17 protein-coding genes and 1 tRNA gene are annotated in these 16,353 nt (G+C 64.9%); 5 read left to right on the forward strand and 13 right to left on the reverse strand.

Annotated elements, in window-relative coordinates; genetic code table 11:
- Positions 1 to 15: 15 nt before the first annotated feature.
- Complete coding sequence (locus AB7C87_RS22285) at positions 16 to 258, reverse strand: hypothetical protein (protein WP_369731724.1); 243 nt, start codon at positions 256 to 258, stop codon at positions 16 to 18.
- 116 nt (positions 259 to 374) lie between these two features.
- On the opposite strand from AB7C87_RS22285, the gene AB7C87_RS22290 reads away from it, so the two are divergent.
- A complete protein-coding gene (locus AB7C87_RS22290) occupies positions 375 to 1,190 on the forward strand; it encodes a S24/S26 family peptidase (protein WP_369731725.1) in 816 nt (271 codons plus the stop codon).
- Between the two features lie 40 nt (positions 1,191 to 1,230).
- On the opposite strand, the gene AB7C87_RS22295 is transcribed toward AB7C87_RS22290, so the two are convergent.
- The 4 genes from AB7C87_RS22295 to AB7C87_RS22310 all read right to left on the reverse strand — a co-directional run bounded on the left by AB7C87_RS22295 (position 1,231) and on the right by AB7C87_RS22310 (position 4,588).
- Positions 1,231 to 2,571, reverse strand: a complete 1,341-nt coding sequence (locus AB7C87_RS22295) for a serpin family protein (protein ID WP_369731726.1) — start codon at positions 2,569 to 2,571, stop codon at positions 1,231 to 1,233.
- Positions 2,572 to 3,023: 452 nt separating this feature from the next.
- Positions 3,024 to 3,107, reverse strand: a tRNA-Leu gene (locus tag AB7C87_RS22300).
- Between the two features lie 94 nt (positions 3,108 to 3,201).
- Positions 3,202 to 3,540, reverse strand: coding sequence for a ferredoxin (locus AB7C87_RS22305; protein WP_369731727.1), 339 nt, complete (start codon positions 3,538 to 3,540; stop codon positions 3,202 to 3,204).
- Positions 3,541 to 3,634: 94 nt separating this feature from the next.
- The gene (locus tag AB7C87_RS22310) at positions 3,635 to 4,588 is read right to left on the reverse strand and encodes an oxidoreductase (RefSeq protein ID WP_369731728.1); all 954 of its coding nucleotides are present in this window, start codon (positions 4,586 to 4,588) and stop codon (positions 3,635 to 3,637) included.
- 313 nt (positions 4,589 to 4,901) lie between these two features.
- Here AB7C87_RS22310 and AB7C87_RS24280 point away from each other — a divergent pair, with 313 nt between their 5' ends.
- The gene (locus tag AB7C87_RS24280) at positions 4,902 to 5,144 is read left to right on the forward strand and encodes a DUF8028 family protein (RefSeq protein WP_502260716.1); all 243 of its coding nucleotides are present in this window, start codon (positions 4,902 to 4,904) and stop codon (positions 5,142 to 5,144) included.
- Positions 5,145 to 5,148: 4 nt separating this feature from the next.
- Entirely contained in the window at positions 5,149 to 5,406 is a 258-nt protein-coding gene (locus tag AB7C87_RS22315; RefSeq protein WP_369731729.1) for a DUF7123 family protein, read from the forward strand.
- A 242-nt stretch (positions 5,407 to 5,648) separates the two neighbouring features.
- On the opposite strand, the gene AB7C87_RS22320 is transcribed toward AB7C87_RS22315, so the two are convergent.
- The 5 genes from AB7C87_RS22320 to nadA all read right to left on the reverse strand — a co-directional run bounded on the left by AB7C87_RS22320 (position 5,649) and on the right by nadA (position 10,468).
- Complete coding sequence (locus AB7C87_RS22320) at positions 5,649 to 6,083, reverse strand: hypothetical protein (protein ID WP_369731730.1); 435 nt, start codon at positions 6,081 to 6,083, stop codon at positions 5,649 to 5,651.
- Between the two features lie 80 nt (positions 6,084 to 6,163).
- On the reverse strand, positions 6,164 to 6,853 hold the full coding sequence (locus AB7C87_RS22325; RefSeq protein ID WP_369731731.1) for an RNA 2'-phosphotransferase: 690 nt from the start codon (positions 6,851 to 6,853) through the stop codon (positions 6,164 to 6,166).
- A 100-nt stretch (positions 6,854 to 6,953) separates the two neighbouring features.
- Entirely contained in the window at positions 6,954 to 7,769 is an 816-nt protein-coding gene (gene nadC / locus AB7C87_RS22330) for a carboxylating nicotinate-nucleotide diphosphorylase (protein ID WP_369731732.1), read from the reverse strand.
- 3 nt (positions 7,770 to 7,772) lie between these two features.
- Positions 7,773 to 9,329: an L-aspartate oxidase gene (locus AB7C87_RS22335; protein WP_369731733.1), complete on the reverse strand. Its 1,557-nt coding sequence runs from the start codon at positions 9,327 to 9,329 to the stop codon at positions 7,773 to 7,775.
- Positions 9,330 to 9,334: 5 nt separating this feature from the next.
- Positions 9,335 to 10,468, reverse strand: coding sequence for a quinolinate synthase NadA (gene nadA, locus AB7C87_RS22340; protein WP_369731735.1), 1,134 nt, complete (start codon positions 10,466 to 10,468; stop codon positions 9,335 to 9,337).
- Between the two features lie 204 nt (positions 10,469 to 10,672).
- Between nadA and gfo6 the strand changes: the two genes are divergently transcribed.
- The gene (gene gfo6, locus AB7C87_RS22345) at positions 10,673 to 11,743 is read left to right on the forward strand and encodes a D-xylose 1-dehydrogenase Gfo6 (RefSeq protein WP_369731736.1); all 1,071 of its coding nucleotides are present in this window, start codon (positions 10,673 to 10,675) and stop codon (positions 11,741 to 11,743) included.
- A 112-nt stretch (positions 11,744 to 11,855) separates the two neighbouring features.
- Entirely contained in the window at positions 11,856 to 12,965 is a 1,110-nt protein-coding gene (locus tag AB7C87_RS22350) for a glycosyltransferase (protein ID WP_369731737.1), read from the forward strand.
- Positions 12,966 to 12,975: 10 nt separating this feature from the next.
- Here the strand turns inward: AB7C87_RS22350 and AB7C87_RS22355 are convergent, their stop codons facing one another.
- The 3 genes from AB7C87_RS22355 to AB7C87_RS22365 all read right to left on the reverse strand — a co-directional run bounded on the left by AB7C87_RS22355 (position 12,976) and on the right by AB7C87_RS22365 (position 16,352).
- Positions 12,976 to 13,959 carry an LLM class flavin-dependent oxidoreductase gene (locus AB7C87_RS22355; RefSeq protein ID WP_369731738.1) on the reverse strand — a complete coding sequence of 328 codons (984 nt, stop codon included), beginning with the start codon at positions 13,957 to 13,959 and terminating at the stop codon, positions 12,976 to 12,978.
- Positions 13,960 to 14,007: 48 nt separating this feature from the next.
- Positions 14,008 to 14,763 carry an E3 ubiquitin ligase gene (locus AB7C87_RS22360; RefSeq protein ID WP_369731739.1) on the reverse strand — a complete coding sequence of 252 codons (756 nt, stop codon included), beginning with the start codon at positions 14,761 to 14,763 and terminating at the stop codon, positions 14,008 to 14,010.
- A gap of 365 nt (positions 14,764 to 15,128) precedes the next feature.
- Positions 15,129 to 16,352 carry an ABC transporter permease gene (locus tag AB7C87_RS22365; RefSeq protein WP_369731740.1) on the reverse strand — a complete coding sequence of 408 codons (1,224 nt, stop codon included), beginning with the start codon at positions 16,350 to 16,352 and terminating at the stop codon, positions 15,129 to 15,131.
- Between the last annotated feature and the right edge of the window lies 1 nt (position 16,353).

Consider the following 16,353-nt stretch of genomic DNA (forward strand, 5'->3'; position numbering starts at 1 on the left):
TGACAGCAGACCGTCTCAGCGCAACAACGAGAGAACCCGGAGCCAGCCCCAGACCGCGAGTAAGACCGCGGTGACGGCGACCAGAAAGTAAAGCGGAACGGCGTCCGCCGCCGGCCCGTGGTCCGGCACGAGATACTCGAGGAAGCCGATCCAGTAGAGCAAGAAGACGAGCGCGAGGATCAACACCGATCCGGCGACGATCGAGAACGCGAGCCTGTTCGCGTCGATCCGGGAGTCAGCGTGGTTCGACCGTGCCATCGTCGATCGGCCGGGTTAGAAGCGGCCCGCGTGAAGCGTTTGTACTTGCAGGTTCCGGTCTCGGGTGGGCCGACGGAGACGGAACGTTGAATAACTACGTGCGAGAAGCAGAGGTAATGAACGGCCCTCGCTCTGGAGGATCCGCCGACGGGAGCGACGGGACTCGCGACAACTCCGATTCAGGAGACGAGCCGACACCGAGAAAGCGCCGGAAGAACCGATCGGTGAAGGAGACGCTCCGACGGGCAACGAGCGCCGACAGCGGCGTCGCCTTGCTGGCTCGAGACGCGGTGACCGTCGTCGTGATCGTCTCGATCGTCGGTCTCCTGATGTTCGCCGTAAGCGGTATCTGGCCCCCGCTCGTCGCCATCGAGAGCCCGAGTATGGAGCCCAACGCGAACGTCGGGGACATGGTCTTTCTGGTCGGCGACGATCGGTTCGTGGGTGATGGTGCGGTCGACGAAACCGGGGTCGTTCCGGCGGACCGTGGCGTGGGAACCGACCACGAGACGTTCGGCGAACCCGGCGACGTGATCGTCTTCGAACCTAACGGCGACGAGAGCCAGACCCCGATCATCCATCGGGCCCACTTCTGGGTCGACGAAGGCGACGACTGGGTCGCCATGGGCGATCCGGAGTACGCGCCATCGGCGGCGACTGACTGCGAGTTGGTCTCGTCATGTCCGGCCGCCCACGACGGCTTCATCACGAAAGGCGACAACAACGATCATTACGACCAGTTCAGTCCCGACGGGGTCTCAGACGTCGTCAAATCCGAGTGGGTCGTCGGCAAAGGCGCGCTCCGAATTCCGTGGCTCGGCCACGTTCGACTGACGTTCGAGTCGGCACTCGCCGTCTCCGGAACCGCCGCCTCGCTGTCGGCCATCGTCGGCGCGGCCACGTTCTCGAGTGCCAGCCGCCGAAACACGTGACGTCGATTCTTCGCACAAACGTCGTCGCCCGCAGACGGTGCTACCGCGTCGGATCGACGACCCGTCCGAGAAAGAGCAGTGCACCTGTCTGTCGGTCCCTGATGGCGAACAGAAACGGCCGATCAGCGACGAATCGAAACTCCGTCTGCGGTGCGGACTCGACGCCGACTTCGACGCCAGTCGCGGCGGCCGCCTCCGTTCCCTCTTCGTCGACGGCGATGTACGCGTCCTGTACGACGTCACCGACGTAGAGGTTCCCCTCACGGTCGTCGGGAGCGGCGATTCCGTCGAAGTTCGCCGAACCGGGATCGAACGCGACCGCCATCCCGAGCTCCGAAAGCAGATCGGTCAAACTGAACCCGACGTCGAACTCGAACCTCGGCACGACGACCTCGCCACGTTTCTCCTCGAGTTCGTCGACGAACGTCGAAAGCGTGGCGGCGTCGATGCTCGCCTCGAGCGTCTCGAACTCCCCCTCGGCCGGGAGCACCGCGAGCAATCCGACCTCCTCGCCGACGTACGGCAGTTCCACGATCTGGTGACCGTCGACGTCGGCGTAGGGAAACGCCGCGGTCTGGCGCATCAGTTTCGCCTCGACCGTCCGACCGTCGAGGGTCGTAAACGGCTCCTCGCGTGTCCGTTCCTCGTCGAACTGTTCGAGCCAGTCGGCCAACAGGTAGATCGCGTTGGTCAGGACGAGTCGCGTATCCGAATCGATCGACTGCGGAGGGAACAGTTCGTCGATGAGACCGTCCGTCCGGTCGGCCGCCCATTCGTTGATCTCCTCGCGGGAGCCCTCCGGATCCCTCCGGAAGTCGACAGCGTGGAGGCCGGTCCCGTAGCGGGTCTCGAGCGTCTCGAGATACGGCTCTCGATACGGGTACTCCTCGAGCCCCCACACCGCGTTCGCGACCGCGAGATCGAACTCCCCGTCGGTCACCGCGCCGACGCGTTCGTCGAGGTCGTACTGGAGTTGCTGGTGTACCGGATGGAGGTCGGTCTGGTCGGCTGGAAATCCCAGCGCATCCGCGATCGCAGTCTCCGTCTCGCCTCGAGCGCCAGCGTACAGCATCCCGATCGCGAAGCCGACGCTGGCGGGCGAGACGAGCAGGTTTTCCCCCGGATCGTCGCCGAGTTCGCGAAGCATCGTGACGCCGAACTCGACGTTCGCCTCGACAACCTGTGCCAGGGTCGCCCCGTCGACGTCGGACGGATCCTCGACGCCGGAGACGGCACCCTCGATCGGTTCAGGCTCGTCGACTGGGTCGTCGCTCCGCGAACCGCTATCTGCCGTTTCGACGCGACCCGCCGCGTACCAGAGCGCACCACCCGCGAGTGCACCACTCGAGGCGGCGATCAAACCACGCCGTGATCGATCCATACGTTCGCCTCGACGGCGGGCGTAAAGACACCTTCTCAGAGTGAAACGATCGTTTGAGCTACTCGTGGATGGCACGTTGGGTCGCGTTCGAGGCTGTGGCTCGGCGACCGGCCTCGACGTCTCGAAGGAGATTCCGCCACCGGTTACGTCGATCGTGACGTGACCGACTCGAGGAGGTCGACGACGACCGAGTTCGTTCGAATCGAGGACGGTCGATTCGGTTGCTCGCGACAGGTGAATTTGAACCACGCCCGAGACGATCGCTCACTCCGTTCAACAATGGTCTGTAAGCTTCTCTCGTTCGAATAAACGCAGTTGTCACGGGTGTTCGCGACGACGTGCGAGGGTTGGGATTCGAACCACGCCCGAGAACCTGCTCGCGCCGCTTGCAGAACCTCGGTCTGATTCAAATCCAAGAGCGCAGTTGCCACTCACGCGTGTTCGTGGCAACATGCGAGGGTTGGGATTTGAACCCAAGGACTCCTACGAGAGCGGGTCTTAAGCCCACCGCCGTTGGCCTGCTTGGCTACCCTCGCACAGAAGGCATTCGTCCGTTGTCGGCCGGGGTGGATGTGCGTTTCGGTGTTCGCTCGAGCGATTTCGACTCGAGGACGATTCCCGACCGACCCGTTACCAGTCGACGCTCAACGTCCCGTCGCCGTGGGGATCGGGCGCGATCTCTTCGTCCGTTCGGCGGTCGACGACGTGGATACAGCCGTCGTCTTTTTTCGCCGGGCAGACCTCCGCGGCGCGGACGTTGTGCGCTAAGTCCTCCTCGTCGAAGAAGTAGGCGTTCGGTTTGGCGATTCCGGACGCCAGAGACATCTCCCAGTTGTCACTGACCTCGGCGCACTTGCCCGCGCCGAAACACTTGTTGGCCTCGAAGATGAGTTTGTAGGGCTTTTCCTCGACCGGCGGCGCGTCGGACGAACCGACGTCGCTCGCCCGCTGGATGCCGTCGTCGCTCATACTCGAGAGTTGGACCGGGGAACCTTTCACGTTGCGGTTGGGGAAGTCGACGAATCCCGTTCGAAACCCTCGACGACCGAACAGATGGAGACGTTTACGCCGATGACTGCTTCGGCTCCGGCAGATCGTACTCGACGCCGGTCAGTTCGCTCGAAAGATCCCATAGCCGTCTCGCAGTCTCGCGGTCGTAAGACCGATCCGAGGACGCTTGGCGCTGTGGCGGCCCGCGCATGTTCAGCAGGCCGCCCGGTCCGTAGTATCCGCCGCCCTCGACGTCCGGCGCGGTTGCGGCGTACAGCGTCGGCAACGCACCCATCGACGCTGATTGGGCGAACACCGCATTCGAGAGCCGGCGAACCGCCGTTCGGAGCCACGTCCCGCGGCCCTCGATACCGCGAAACTGGAGTTGCGTGTCCGCGTAACCGGGGTGGACGGCCGTACTCAGGACGTCAGCATCTCCAGTTCGAAGCCTGCGTTCGAGTTCGTACGCGAACAGGACGTTGGCGAGTTTCGACTGGGCGTACGCCCCCCACCGATCGTACTCGCGTTCCCCGTGTACGTCCGAAAAGTCGATCTCGCCGCGTTCGTGAAGCCCGCTCGAGACGGTGACCACCCGTGCGTTTCGGTCGTTCTCGCCGGCACGACGAAGGTTCGCGAGCAACGATCCGGTGAGTGCGAAGTGGCCGAGGTGGTTGACGCCGAACTGGGTTTCGAAGCCGTCTTCGGTCTCCCGGCGAGGGATCGCCATCGTACCCGCGTTGTTGATCAACACGTCGATCGACTCGTCCGCGAGCCGATCTGCAAACGCCCGGATCGACTCGAGACTGGCGAGATCACACGTCTCGACGCGGACGTCGGCAACGGGTATCTGGCCCCTGATCGTGCGGGCCGCCGCGACGCCGCGGCGGTCGTCGCGACACGCCATGACGACCGTCGCACCGTTGCGAGCAAGCTCTCGAGTCGTCTCGAGGCCGATTCCGCTGTTCGCACCGGTGACGACCACGGTCCGACCGGCCTGGTAGGGAACGTGGTCGGCTGTAAATCCCATACCACTCGTCCGGGTCGGCGGGTTAAACGTTCTCGGCCGGGCACGAATCGGCGGGTCTGGACGCCGATGGACCGGGATTAATTCGGGTCGAAGCACGTGAAATACACGCGGAGATGGTGTGTGTGCGTCTTTCGGGATACTGCATTAGAATCGGTTTTAAAATTTCTAGCGGGTTTTGAGGTCGTTTGAAGAGTTCGTGAAACGACGGGAAACGAACAGATTTCGCTGAAAGTCGTGAAAAGATGTGAATCACGACTAATGATACATCCTTTATATGGGGTCGGCGGAACAAGCGATGATCGAGGTGAGACACATGCCGTCGACTTCGAACCCTGATCCCCACGTTCACGCTGGCGCCACTGACGCGTCCAGTGTGAGCGAAACCATCGTTTCGCCACTCCGAGCGAGTGCCTTCTGGGCGACGATCGTGTTGCCGATACTCGCACTCGTTTTGCTCGCAACAGGTGTCGTATCGATTTCGCTACTGACCACGGTCAGCTTCCTCACCGCCTACGGTGCGTGCGCGGTCGCTGGCCACAACCACTCCCCAAACTAAACCCATGAGCACACGAGCTTCACCCTCCGGACAGTACGGTTCCCCGAAAGCACAGCGACTCGTCTCCTATTTCAGGGACGAACTCGAGGAGCGATCCGGCGACCTCTACGTCAAAGGCAAGTTCATCGCGAACGACGTCGACCTCTCGCCGAAAGAAATCGGCGCACTGATGGTCCAGCTCCAGGGGTCCGTCGACGATCTCGAGATCGAAAAGTGGTCGTACACCTCCGCGACGACCTGGCGAATCGCGAAAACCGCATAATCATGACCGCACAGATCACGCAAGAAGAACGAGCCCGCGCCGCGAGCGAGGCGGTCGAACAGGTGACCGCGACGCTCGAGGCCCGCGCTAACCGAACTGACCGCCGGTAACCGCCCACTGCGAGACGTCTGTCCGTCCTCCAGGCCAGTCTAACCGTAATAGCCGTTTCTCGAGTCGTTTCGGACCCAAACCGGTGCCCAGACGATTCGCGAGCGATCGGTCGCGTTCCCCCACAAGGGCCATCACCATCGTCCGTCGACGTTCGGCAACAGCCACGCGAGCACGAAGTAGAGTGCAACCGTGACGACGAACAGCGTAGAGAGGCCGACGGCGAGGTCGTCGTCCGTCATCCGCCAGGCCAGGACCACGACGCTCGCCGTCGCGAGCGAGATCCCCGCCGCGAGCCGGTGGGGATCGCCGAACAGTTGCCCGTCCAGCGTCGCCAGATCGCCGAATCGCTCCTCGAGCAGGCCGACCATCACTGGGGGAACGAACAGGAAGAGTCCGACGCCGGTCCCGAGGCCGATGATCGCGCTCCAGACCGGATCCTGAAACAGCAAGAACGCGGTGATTCCGTTGCCGAGGAGACCGACGACCCCACTGAGTGCGCCGAAGTGATTCGGTGACAGGGGCGTCTCCTCGAACGGATTCGGATCCGATCCGCGGGACGTGTCCATGCGCAACGATTGGACATTTTATACTTATTCCCTTCGGAGGGCGTCGACCACCGGTCACCGCCGTGGGTGTGACCGCCGCGTTACCCGTCCGCGGAGTCAGCCCCCGTATCCGAGAGAGACGTCGGCGGGACCGCGTCCGTCGTGTACGTCTCGCGTCCGCGTTTCGTGATCCGGTGGCCGTCGGCGAGCATCCTCGCCGCGTCGACGACGAGGACAACTGTGTCGGACGCGTGCCGGCGGCCGACTTCCCGAGCCGCCTCCGGACTCGCCGAGAGGTGGACGTGCTGGCGGGACATCGGCCGCAGTCCCTCGGTGCGGATCGACTCGAGATTCCCGGAATCGGTGCCGTGGTAGAGTTCGTCGGGAACCGGCGCGTCGGTCGGCTCGAGGGAGACGTCGACGGAGTGGCCGTAAGCGGCGCGGACGCGGTCGTTGCGTTCCGTTTCCCCGTCAGCGCCGTTGCCCGTCCACTCGAAGCGCCCCTTCGGATCGGTCTCGATGACCGCCTCGAGGTGGCGGGCACTCGCCCAGTCGTACGTGCGGTCGATCGCCGAGACGAGGTCATCGTAGCCGGTCCAGCCGCGTTCGTCCAGTTCGAGCCCCGCGTCGTCGGGGAAGTGTCTGAGCGCGCCGCTCGTGAATTTCGAGAGTCGGCGGCGGCGATCGCTCGAGAGCAGTTGTGTTCCGCGAGCGCCACAGACCGGACAGCCGTCGTCACCGTCGGCTTCGAACGGACCGTGTTCCGGACAGGTTCGAACGGGTGCCGTCACGGTCTGAAATGCAGGCTCCGGGGGAAAAGATCGCTCGGTCCTGTGCGTCGATCGGTTCCGTCGACGACGCAGTTCTCTCCGCGAAACGGACGGCTGCGGGCTACTCCCCGGTCCGAAACGACAGATCCAGCGACGGCGCCGAGTGCGTGAGCGACCCCATCGAGATCACGTCGACGCCCGTCGCGGCGTAGGCGGGGACGTCCTCGAGCGTGATCCCGCCGCTGGCCTCCGCGAGGACGCTTTCGTAGCCCTCGAGCGCCTCGGCGGCCGCCTCGGTCTTCGCGGGGGGCATATTGTCGAGCAGGACGATATCGGCGCCCGCCTCGGCCGCCCGCGGTGCGTCTTCGACCGCCTCGACTTCGACTTCGATCTTGGTCGCAAACGAGACGCGCTCGCGGAAGTGGGTAACCGCCCCCTCGAGACCCATCTCGGCGACGTGGTTGTCCTTTACCATCACCATGTGCGAGAGGTCGAGGCGATGGCTGTCGCCGCCGCCGGCGACGACCGCGCGCTTCTCTATGCCGCGCAAGCCGGGGGTCGTCTTTCGCGTGGCGGCGATCCGGACGTCGTCGCGCTCCGTGCGGGCGGCTTCGAGCGCGGCACGCGTCCGCGTCGCGACGCCGGAGGCGTGGCCCGCGAGGTTGACGGCGACGCGTTCGCCCCGCAAGACCTCGCGTGCGCTCCCCTGGACGCGCAGTACCTCGTCGCCGGGTTCGACGAGGGCGCCGTCCGCGAGCGTCTCGCAGACCGCGACGCCGAGATACTCGAAGACGCTCCTCGCGGCCTCGAGGCCGGCGACGACGCCCGACTCTTTGACGAGGAGTCGGCCGGTCGTCTCGCCGGGGACCTGATTCGTGACGTCGTGGTGGCCGACGTCCTCGCGGAGCCAGCGTTCGACGTCTGCGTCGGTGATCATCGATCAGTCGTCCGCCGTCGGCCCGGTTTCGGGCTCCGGTTCGGTCGACCGGCCGTCGGCCTCGGAGACGAGGAAGTGACAGCCTCTCGATTCCGTGTTCTCACCAGCCGCGCGGGCGATCAACAGCGCGGTGACGCTTGCGTTTCGTAGCTCGTAGAGGTCTCGCGCGGTCCGGGTCCGAGTGTAGGCGTCGACCTCGCCCTTGAGTCGACGGAGCACCGCGCCGGCGCGGGCGATCTCGTCGGGGTCGCGCTCGAGGCCGAGGTAGTCGTCCATCGTCCGGCGGAGGCGAACGAACTTTTCGGCGGCGAACCGATCCGGGAGGTCGGGATCGCTGTCGCGTAACTCCGGCGGTTCGATCACCTCGGGTTCGGTCCCGATGGCGTCCTCACCGGCCCGCAGTCCCCAGACGAGCCCCTCGAGCAGGCTGGTGCTCGCCAGCCGGTTTGCGCCGTGGACGCCCGTACGAGCGCACTCGCCGACGGCGTAGAGTCGATCGAGCGTCGTCCGTCCGCGGTGGTCGACGTCGATTCCGCCACAGAGGAAGTGTTCACAGGGCGCGACGGGAATTTCCTCGCCCTCGAGACCGCGGTCGCGACACGTCTCGGCTAAGTCGGGAAACGCGGTTTCGAACTCGAGAGGGCTCACGTCGAGTACGACCTCGCCGGTCGCCTCACGCTCGGCCGCGACGGCACGCGCGACGACGTCACGGGGTGCGAGTTCGGCGTCGGGATGATAGTCGGGCATGAACCGTACGCCATCGGCGTTTCGGAGCAGGGCTCCCTCTCCCCGAAGCGCCTCGGAGAGCAAAAACGGATCCTCGTCGGCGGAGGCCGTCGGATGGAACTGAACGTACTCGAGGTCGGCGACGTCGGCGCCCGCGAGCGCGGCCATGGCGATCCCGTCGCCGGTCGCGTCGTCGGGGTTGGTCGATCGGCTATAGAGCGCGCCGATGCCGCCGGTCGCGAGAACCGTGGCGCCGGCGAAGATCGGGTGGCCGATGGGCTCGTCGTCCGAGAGGACGCCGTGGACTCGACCCTCGTGGGTGAGCAACTCGAGTGCGGCCGTATCCTCCCTGATCTCGATCCGATCGTGACCGTCGAGGTGGTTCAGAAACGGACGGAGGATGTGAGTCCCCGTCGCGGCGTCGACGTGTAAGATTCTGTCCTCGGAGTGGGCGGCTTCACGCGCGTAGTCGTACTCGCCGTCGCCCGACGCGTCGAACTCGATACCGAGCGTCTCGACGAGGACGTTCTCGACAGCCTCGTCGGCGTCCCCAACGAGGACGTCGACGGCGTCGCCGTCTGCCGTCCCGTCGCTGGCCGCGAGGATGTCGTCTTTGAGCGATTCTGGGTCCCCGCGGGCGACCGAGATGCCGCCCTGGGCCCAATCGGTGCTCGCATCGTCGGGACGCGTCGCCTTCGTCAGAACCAGGACCTCGGCGCCCGCCTCGGCGGCCGCGAGCGCGGCCGAACAGCCCGCGATGCCGCTTCCGACGACGAGAACGTCTGCCGTCTCGTGAGTCCTGGCGTCCGCGGATTCGGCGGATGAGTCGGCCATCGGCGTTAGACCTCGAGCATGCGTTCTAACGCGACGTTCGCGAGTTCTTTCTCCTCGGGGGCGACCTCGATCACGTTGCGTTCCCGGTCACGGACGAGCTCTTCTAACACCCAGGTGAGGTAGTTGGGATCGATCTGGCGCATGGCGTTACAGTCCATACAGGCGTCACCGCAAAGCGGGAGGACGTTCACTTCGGGGTGCCACCGTTGGAGGTGATTGGTGAGGTGAATCTCGGTGCCGATCGCCCACGTCTCGCCGGGGTCAGCCTCCTCGACCGTTCGACAGATTTCGGCCGTACTGCCCGCCTTGTCGGCCGCCTCGACGACCTCGCGGCGACACTCGGGGTGGACGATCACGTTCGCGTCCGGATGCGCCTCGCGGATTTCGTCGATGTGGTGTTCGCTGAACCGCTCGTGAACCTGACAGTAGCCGTCCCAGAGGACGATATCCGCCTCGGCGACCTCTTCGGCGTCTTTTCCCTCGGGATCCCACGGGTCCCACTCGGCGATGTCGTCTTCCATCCCCAGTCGGTGGGCGGTGTTCTCGCCGAGGTGTTTATCAGGCAAGAACAGGACCTTGTCGCCGCGCTCGAGGGCCCACTCGAAGGCGCGGTGGGCGTTCGAGGAGGTACAGACGAGTCCGCCCTGACTCGCACAGAACGCCTTCAGATCGGCGTAGGAGTTCATGTAGGTGATCGGAATGATGTTCGCCTCGGGCGCGGCCGCCGTGATTTCGGCCCACGCGGCGTCGACCTGCAAGGCCTCGGCCATCCCGGCCATCGGACACGAGGCCTCCATGCTCGGGAGAATCACCGTCTGCTCGTCGTCGGTGATGATGTCCGCGCTCTCGGCCATGAACGTCACGCCGCCGAAGATCACGTACTCGGCGTCCGCCTCGGCCGCCTCCTTCGAGAGCTGGTAGGAGTCCCCGATGAAGTCCGCGTGCTCGACGATCTCCCGTCGCTGGTAGTTGTGCCCCAAGATCACGACGTCGTCGCCGAGTTCCGCGCGTGCCGCCTCGATTCGCTCGGTCCGCTCACTCTCTTCGAGGTCGCGATATCTCGGCGGCAACTGCTCGAGATTGTCGTATTTGAACAGACTGAGATCGGTTTCCAACTCTGCTGTTTCCATTTTGACCATATCACGTCACCTGTGAGTGATCGCATATCATTGGGCAGTGTTGAATAACTTTTTCCTTCGAAAGTCGATATCGAGTGGTTTCCGAAGAACCGATCGGGGACTGAATCGGAGTCGTTCTTTGATCCGCGTCAACGAGTTGTCCGGTTCGATGACAGTCAGCACGTCGTGGATTGAGTCCTTTTCCGTCCGAGTCGTACAACGGGTATGAGCCTCGAGAACGCGTTCGTGAACTTCACGCGACGGGACTGGGAACACGAATCCGTCGACGGGACCGTCCGTCTCGCGGTCGTCGGCGTCGGCGGCTTCGCTCGCCAGCGTGCACTCCCCGGGATCGCCAACGGGCAGTACTGCGAGACGACCGTGTTGGTTACCAACTCGCCCGATCGAACGAACGCCGTCGCCGAGGAGTTCGGCGTTCCACACGTCGTCGACTACGACAGCTTCCTCGCGGGCGAGCACACCGACGCCTACGACGCGGTGTACGTGGCGACGCCGAACGCGTTCCACGGCCGGTACGCCGTCGCGGCGGCCGAGTACGGAAAACACGTCATCTGCGAGAAGCCCCTCGAGACCACCGCCGAGCGCTCGCGAGCGGTGGTCGACGTCTGCGAAGGCGCCGGCGTGACGCTCATGACCGCCTACCGGCTACAGACCGAACCGTCGGTTCGCCGAACGCGAGAACTCGTCCGCCGCGGCGTCCTCGGAGAGGTCGTACAGGTCCACGGAAACTTCTCGAATCCGCTTCTCGATCACGCGAGCGCGAGCACGTGGCGCCTGGATGCAGAGTTGGCCGGGGGCGGCGCGATGGTCGATCTCGGCGTCTACCCGCTGAACACGACCCGCTTTATCCTCGGCTGTGATCCCGAAGGAGTGTACGCGACCACGCACTCGAGCGGCGGCCCGTTCGCCGACGTCGACGAACACGTCGCGTTCCAACTCGAGTTTCCGACCGGTGCGACCGCATCGTGTACGGCATCGCTCGACGCCCACGCGGCCAGCCGGCTCGAGCTGGTCGGAACCGACGGCAGGGTCTCGATCGCCTCGCCGTTCGGTGGCGTCGTCCCCCACGAAATGGTCGTCGAGAGCGGCGATATGCGCATGGAGTATACGGGTCCACCGGTCGACGAAGTTCTCGAGGAGTTCGACTACTTCGGGTACTGCGTCCTCACCGGAACCGAACCCGAACCCGACGGAATCGACGGGCTGACCGATCTGTGCGTGACTGAAGCCATCTACGAGTCCGCGAAGACGGACCGGCGGATCGACCTCGCGTGAATGGGGACGGAAACGGAAACGGGAACGGGAACGGGAACGGAGACGCCAACGCCTCGTTTCGCGCCGAGTCGCATCAAAAATACAATATTCCGTCACGTCGGAGCGAACCCTAATGGCACGGATCGAGAACGTCACGGCGTTTACGGACCTCTACCTGCCGACGATCAACGGAGTCACGTACACGGTCGATCTCTGGCGTCGGTACTGGTCACGTCGCCGAGGACGGATGGCCGTCGTCTACCCCGGCGAGGACGGGTACGAACCCTCGAGCGACGAGTTTCCGATCCGAAGCGTCCGCGCACCACTGTTTTCTAACTACCGGTTGGGAACGCCGACGGCCCCCGAGGACCTCGCGGTTCCGGATCTCGTCCACGTCCACACGCCGTTTACCGTTGGCTACGCAGGACGGCGATTTGCCGACCGCCACGACCTCCCCGTCGTCGCGTCCTACCACACGGTTCTCGAGGCGCGGGCGGATCGGGTCGTTCCCCGGCCGTTCGTCCGCGGAATGCAACGCGCGACGCGGGCGTTCGAACGCTGGTTCTTCGAGACCGTCGACTGCGTCGTCGTTCCGACCGCCTACGCCCGGGAACACTTCTTCGAGTCCGTCGGCGCGGACACCGACGTTCGGATCGTCACGAACGGTATCGACACCGACTTCTTCCGGCCGGTCGACGTCGGTGCGTTCCGGAGCCGACACGACCTCCCGACCGATCGGCCGCTGGTCGGCTACACCGGTCGACACGGCTACGAGAAGAACCTCGGAGAGCTGATCGACGCCGTTTCCGGGATGGACGTCACGCTCGTCCTCGCCGGCGACGGCCCCGCCCGCGTGGACCTCGAGGACCGCGCCGCAGGCGCCGACGCCGACGTTCGGTTTCTCGGCTTTCTCGAGCGCGAGGATCTGCCGGCGTTTTACTCGTCGATCGACGTCTTCGGGTTTCCCAGCCCGGTCGAAACCCAGGGGCTGGTCGCGCTCGAGGCGGCGGCTTGCGAGACACCGGTCGTCGCGGTCGACGCCGGTGCGCTCCAGGATTCGGTCATCGAGGGTGAGACCGGGTACCGGTATCCCGAAGGCGACCTCGAGGCGTTTCGGACCGCACTCCGGCTTTCGATCACGGAGAACGATCGGCTCTCGAGTCTCTGTCGTCGACGCCGGTCGATGTTCTCGGTCGATCACGCGATCGACCAGCTCGTGACGGTGTACGACGAACTCGCTTGAATGTATCCGCTCACATCGTATCCGGTGCGAGCGCGTCGATCGTCGCCTCGGTGATCTCGTCGGTCGCGGGTTCCGGGACGACGACGACCGGGTGGTCGACGCGGGATTCGGCGACGACCGTCCGCAGTTGCTCGCGTGCGTCCTCGGGGGCTCCGGCGACGCCGAGATCGGCCAGCATCTCGTCGGTTACCGCGGTTGCGGCCGCCCGTTTTTCCCCGGCGCGCCAGGCGTCGGCGATCCGGTCTGCCTCCTCGGGAAACGCCATCGCAACCGCGCGGCGGTAGCCCTCGCCGCTGCCGACGTAGTAGGCGACGTGACGCCGAAGCGTCTCGCGGGCCTCCGCCGGGTCGTCGCTCACCACCGCCGGAACGTAGGGGGCGACCGTGATCTCGTCCGGATCGCGGTCGCGGTCGCGTGCCGCGGACGCCACCTCCTCGAAGGCGCCCTCGAGGTGGGAAAACGGGATGTTGTGTGGGATCCAGCCGTCACAGAGCCGGCCGACGACCCGACGGTTCGCACGCCCCAATCCGGCGTGGTAGATCGGAACCGGTGCGTCGATCGCGGGAAAGTCCGCGACCTCGAATAGCTCGCCGTCGTACTCGACCCGATCGCCGTCGTCCGCCGTGTACCGTCGGACGAGTTCGATCGTCTCGTGAGCCCGGCGAACGGGGCGATCGAACGCCATCCCGTGGAGGTCTTCGACCGCCTTCGCCGTGCTCGTTCCCAGCCCGAGCGTGAACCGACCGTCGGAGACGCGCTCGAGTGACGCCGCGGTCATCGCGAGGACGGCGGGCGAGCGCGAGTAGACGTTCAAAATCGCGCTTCCGATACCGATCTCGTCGGTGCGGTGGGCCATCTCCGCGAGCTGGACGACGGCGCTTTCGCCCCAGAGCTCGCCGGCCCAGACGGCGTTGTAACCGCGGTTTTCGGCGCGGACGGCGACATCGCCGAGATCCACGTCGCCGAAGGACGTGACCATCAGTCCGACGTTCATACCCGTTCGTCGTTCTCGGGGTAGAAAAGCGACGCCCTCGAAACGCGATCAGATGCCGGCGACCGCGAACTGAACCCCGACGAACAGGGCGAGGACTCCGCCGATCAGCCACCACAGCGCGGGTTTGGCGAGCAACCACACGGCGACCTCCGGGGGCGAGTCCGAGACGACGAACGCCGGCGTCTCCTCGCCGTCTTCGACGACCGCACTAATATCGCGCATCGTCTCGCGTGCCCCCACGTCGTACCGGGAGCGGCCGAGTACGTACGCGTCACCGCCGACATCGAGTCGACGCTCGTGGTAGCGCCGGTCGTTGCCGGTGGCGATTTCGACGAGTCCAAGGTCGAGCGAGGAGTTCTCCGACTCGAGATCAGACGTCGACTCGAGAAACTCCCTGATCGCCGCCGGTTCGGACTCGCCGCCGCCGACTTCGATCGTTCGATCCGTCGAGAGCGCCAGCCGACAGCCTGCCGGGTCGACCCGGACGCTCGCGGTTTCGTCCTCGAGTCGAAACGAAACGGCGGCCGATCCCGAATCGACGGTATTCCAGGACGAGGAGTTACCACTCGACTGGTATTCTTCGACCTCGTACTCGGAGGCCAGACACGGCGTTCCGGAAAGCGGTGCGACGATCGTGTCCTCGAGTTCGGTCGCCGTCCCCTCGAGTTCCACCGGGCCATCGAACCGTTCGACCTCGAGGACGTCCTGTATCTCACCGCGGTAGACGTGGTATGCCGGCCGAATCTTCACGGCTCCGACCGCCAGGAGGAAAAGACCGCCCACGACGAGCAAGATTCCGAACATCGGCGATAATTATCAACTAATCTACAAAAATGTGCCGGTTTCGAGAGCGCGGTTCGAGTGAACGGAGTGAACGAGAACCGCGTTATGCGAACGGGGAACGAACGTGACCCGTGAGCCCCAACATGAACGAGAACCGCGTTATGCGAACGGCGACCAACGGATCCGGGAGCCCCAACGTGAACGAGAATAGCGACTAACGCGGCCATCGCTGTCGATTACGACACCTCGAGGAACGCCCGCTCGGAGATCAGTATCCCTCGGTTACCAACGACGGGCACCTGTTCGTCGGCGGGAACTCGAGGGTCAGCTTCCGGTTCGAGTCGGCGGTGGCGTGGCGAGTGAGACGCGCGAGTCGGATTTCGTCGTCACTCGTGGCGAAGGGCCTCGATCGGATCCACGCGAGCGGCCCGCCAGGCCGGATAGAGCCCGGAGACGACGCCGACGCCGACGCCGACACTGATCGCGATGGCGATCCACTCGAGCGGGTACGCCATCGGCCACTCGAGGAGCGTCACGGCCAGATAGCCCGCGCCGAGACCGACCGCGACCCCGACCAGCGCGCCGATGATTCCCAGGATAACCGACTCGACGAGGAACAGCTGCATGACGTCGCGTCGGCGTGCGCCGACGGCTTTCATGATGCCGATCTCGCGGGTCCGTTCGGTGACGCTGACGATCATGATGTTGGCGATGCCGATCGAGCCGACGACGAGCGCGATTCCGGCGACGGCGCCGATAAACAGCGTGAGTTGGTCGACGATGTCGGTGAACTGCTCGATCGCGTCCTCGACGGTCTGGACTTCGATCTCGTCGCCGTCCTGCTTGAGTTCGGCCGCGTGTGAATCCTCCTCAACGTACTCGGTGACGTCCTCCTGGACCGGATCGACCGCGTCGAGGCTCTCCGCGCCGACCTGGAGGAACGGGTACGCCCGTTCCTCCTCACCGTCGGGCGTTTCGATCGTCGTCGTATAATACGACTCCGCGGGCACGTAGACGTTCGGCGGCGTCTGTCCGCCGAGTTCGGATTCGACGACGCCGGCGACGGTGACGGTCGTCGTCTCGCCGTCCTCGAACGTGAGCGTGAGTTCGTCGCCCGCCGAGAGGTTGCCCTCGAACGCCTGGCTCGCCTGCTCGTTGACGACGGCTTCGTCCTCGCCGTCGAACGTCTCGCCCTCCTCGAACGTGGAAAACTCGAAGGCATCCGCGGTCGTCGCCTGGACGTCGATCACCCCGGTCACCTGCTCGTCGTCGGTCGCAGTCTGGACGACGTCGAGTCCGCCTTCGGGGGCGACGAACTCGACGCCGTCTACCTCCTCGAGTTCCTCGATATCGCTTTCGGTGTATATCGGCGAATCGACCATCATGACCCCAAAGCCGTCCTCCGGAACGGTTTGGGTCTGGACCATCATCACCGGCTCCTGGTCGGCCTCGATGTCGCCGATAATGCTCGCGGTGAAGCCCGACCCCAACACCATGAACGTGATGACGGCGGCGACGCCGATGATCACCCCGAGCGTCGTCAGCGTCGACCGGAGCTTGTGTGAGCCGATCGATCGCCAGCCGATTCGGATGCTCTCGAGGAGGTTCATG

The organism is Natrarchaeobius versutus, assembly GCF_041205745.1.
GTDB classification, from domain to species: Archaea; Halobacteriota; Halobacteria; order Halobacteriales; family Natrialbaceae; genus Natrarchaeobius; species Natrarchaeobius versutus.

What these genes read in the sequence shown, in the direction of transcription:
- gfo6 (WP_369731736.1), top strand. Translation starts at nt 10,673, where the DNA reads ATGAGCCTCGAGAACGCGTTCGTGAACTTCACGCGACGGGACTGGGAA.
- AB7C87_RS22310 (WP_369731728.1), bottom strand. Translation starts at nt 4,588, where the DNA reads ATGGGATTTACAGCCGACCACGTTCCCTACCAGGCCGGTCGGACCGTG.
- AB7C87_RS22360 (WP_369731739.1), bottom strand. Translation starts at nt 14,763, where the DNA reads ATGTTCGGAATCTTGCTCGTCGTGGGCGGTCTTTTCCTCCTGGCGGTC.
- AB7C87_RS22305 (WP_369731727.1), bottom strand. Translation starts at nt 3,540, where the DNA reads ATGAGCGACGACGGCATCCAGCGGGCGAGCGACGTCGGTTCGTCCGAC.
- AB7C87_RS22315 (WP_369731729.1), top strand. Translation starts at nt 5,149, where the DNA reads ATGAGCACACGAGCTTCACCCTCCGGACAGTACGGTTCCCCGAAAGCA.
- AB7C87_RS22285 (WP_369731724.1), bottom strand. Translation starts at nt 258, where the DNA reads ATGGCACGGTCGAACCACGCTGACTCCCGGATCGACGCGAACAGGCTC.
- AB7C87_RS22355 (WP_369731738.1), bottom strand. Translation starts at nt 13,959, where the DNA reads ATGAACGTCGGACTGATGGTCACGTCCTTCGGCGACGTGGATCTCGGC.
- AB7C87_RS22335 (WP_369731733.1), bottom strand. Translation starts at nt 9,329, where the DNA reads ATGGCCGACTCATCCGCCGAATCCGCGGACGCCAGGACTCACGAGACG.
- AB7C87_RS22290 (WP_369731725.1), top strand. Translation starts at nt 375, where the DNA reads ATGAACGGCCCTCGCTCTGGAGGATCCGCCGACGGGAGCGACGGGACT.
- AB7C87_RS22350 (WP_369731737.1), top strand. Translation starts at nt 11,856, where the DNA reads ATGGCACGGATCGAGAACGTCACGGCGTTTACGGACCTCTACCTGCCG.
- AB7C87_RS22320 (WP_369731730.1), bottom strand. Translation starts at nt 6,083, where the DNA reads ATGGACACGTCCCGCGGATCGGATCCGAATCCGTTCGAGGAGACGCCC.
- nadA (WP_369731735.1), bottom strand. Translation starts at nt 10,468, where the DNA reads ATGGTCAAAATGGAAACAGCAGAGTTGGAAACCGATCTCAGTCTGTTC.
- AB7C87_RS22365 (WP_369731740.1), bottom strand. Translation starts at nt 16,352, where the DNA reads ATGAACCTCCTCGAGAGCATCCGAATCGGCTGGCGATCGATCGGCTCA.
- nadC (WP_369731732.1), bottom strand. Translation starts at nt 7,769, where the DNA reads ATGATCACCGACGCAGACGTCGAACGCTGGCTCCGCGAGGACGTCGGC.
- AB7C87_RS22295 (WP_369731726.1), bottom strand. Translation starts at nt 2,571, where the DNA reads ATGGATCGATCACGGCGTGGTTTGATCGCCGCCTCGAGTGGTGCACTC.
- AB7C87_RS24280 (WP_502260716.1), top strand. Translation starts at nt 4,902, where the DNA reads ATGCCGTCGACTTCGAACCCTGATCCCCACGTTCACGCTGGCGCCACT.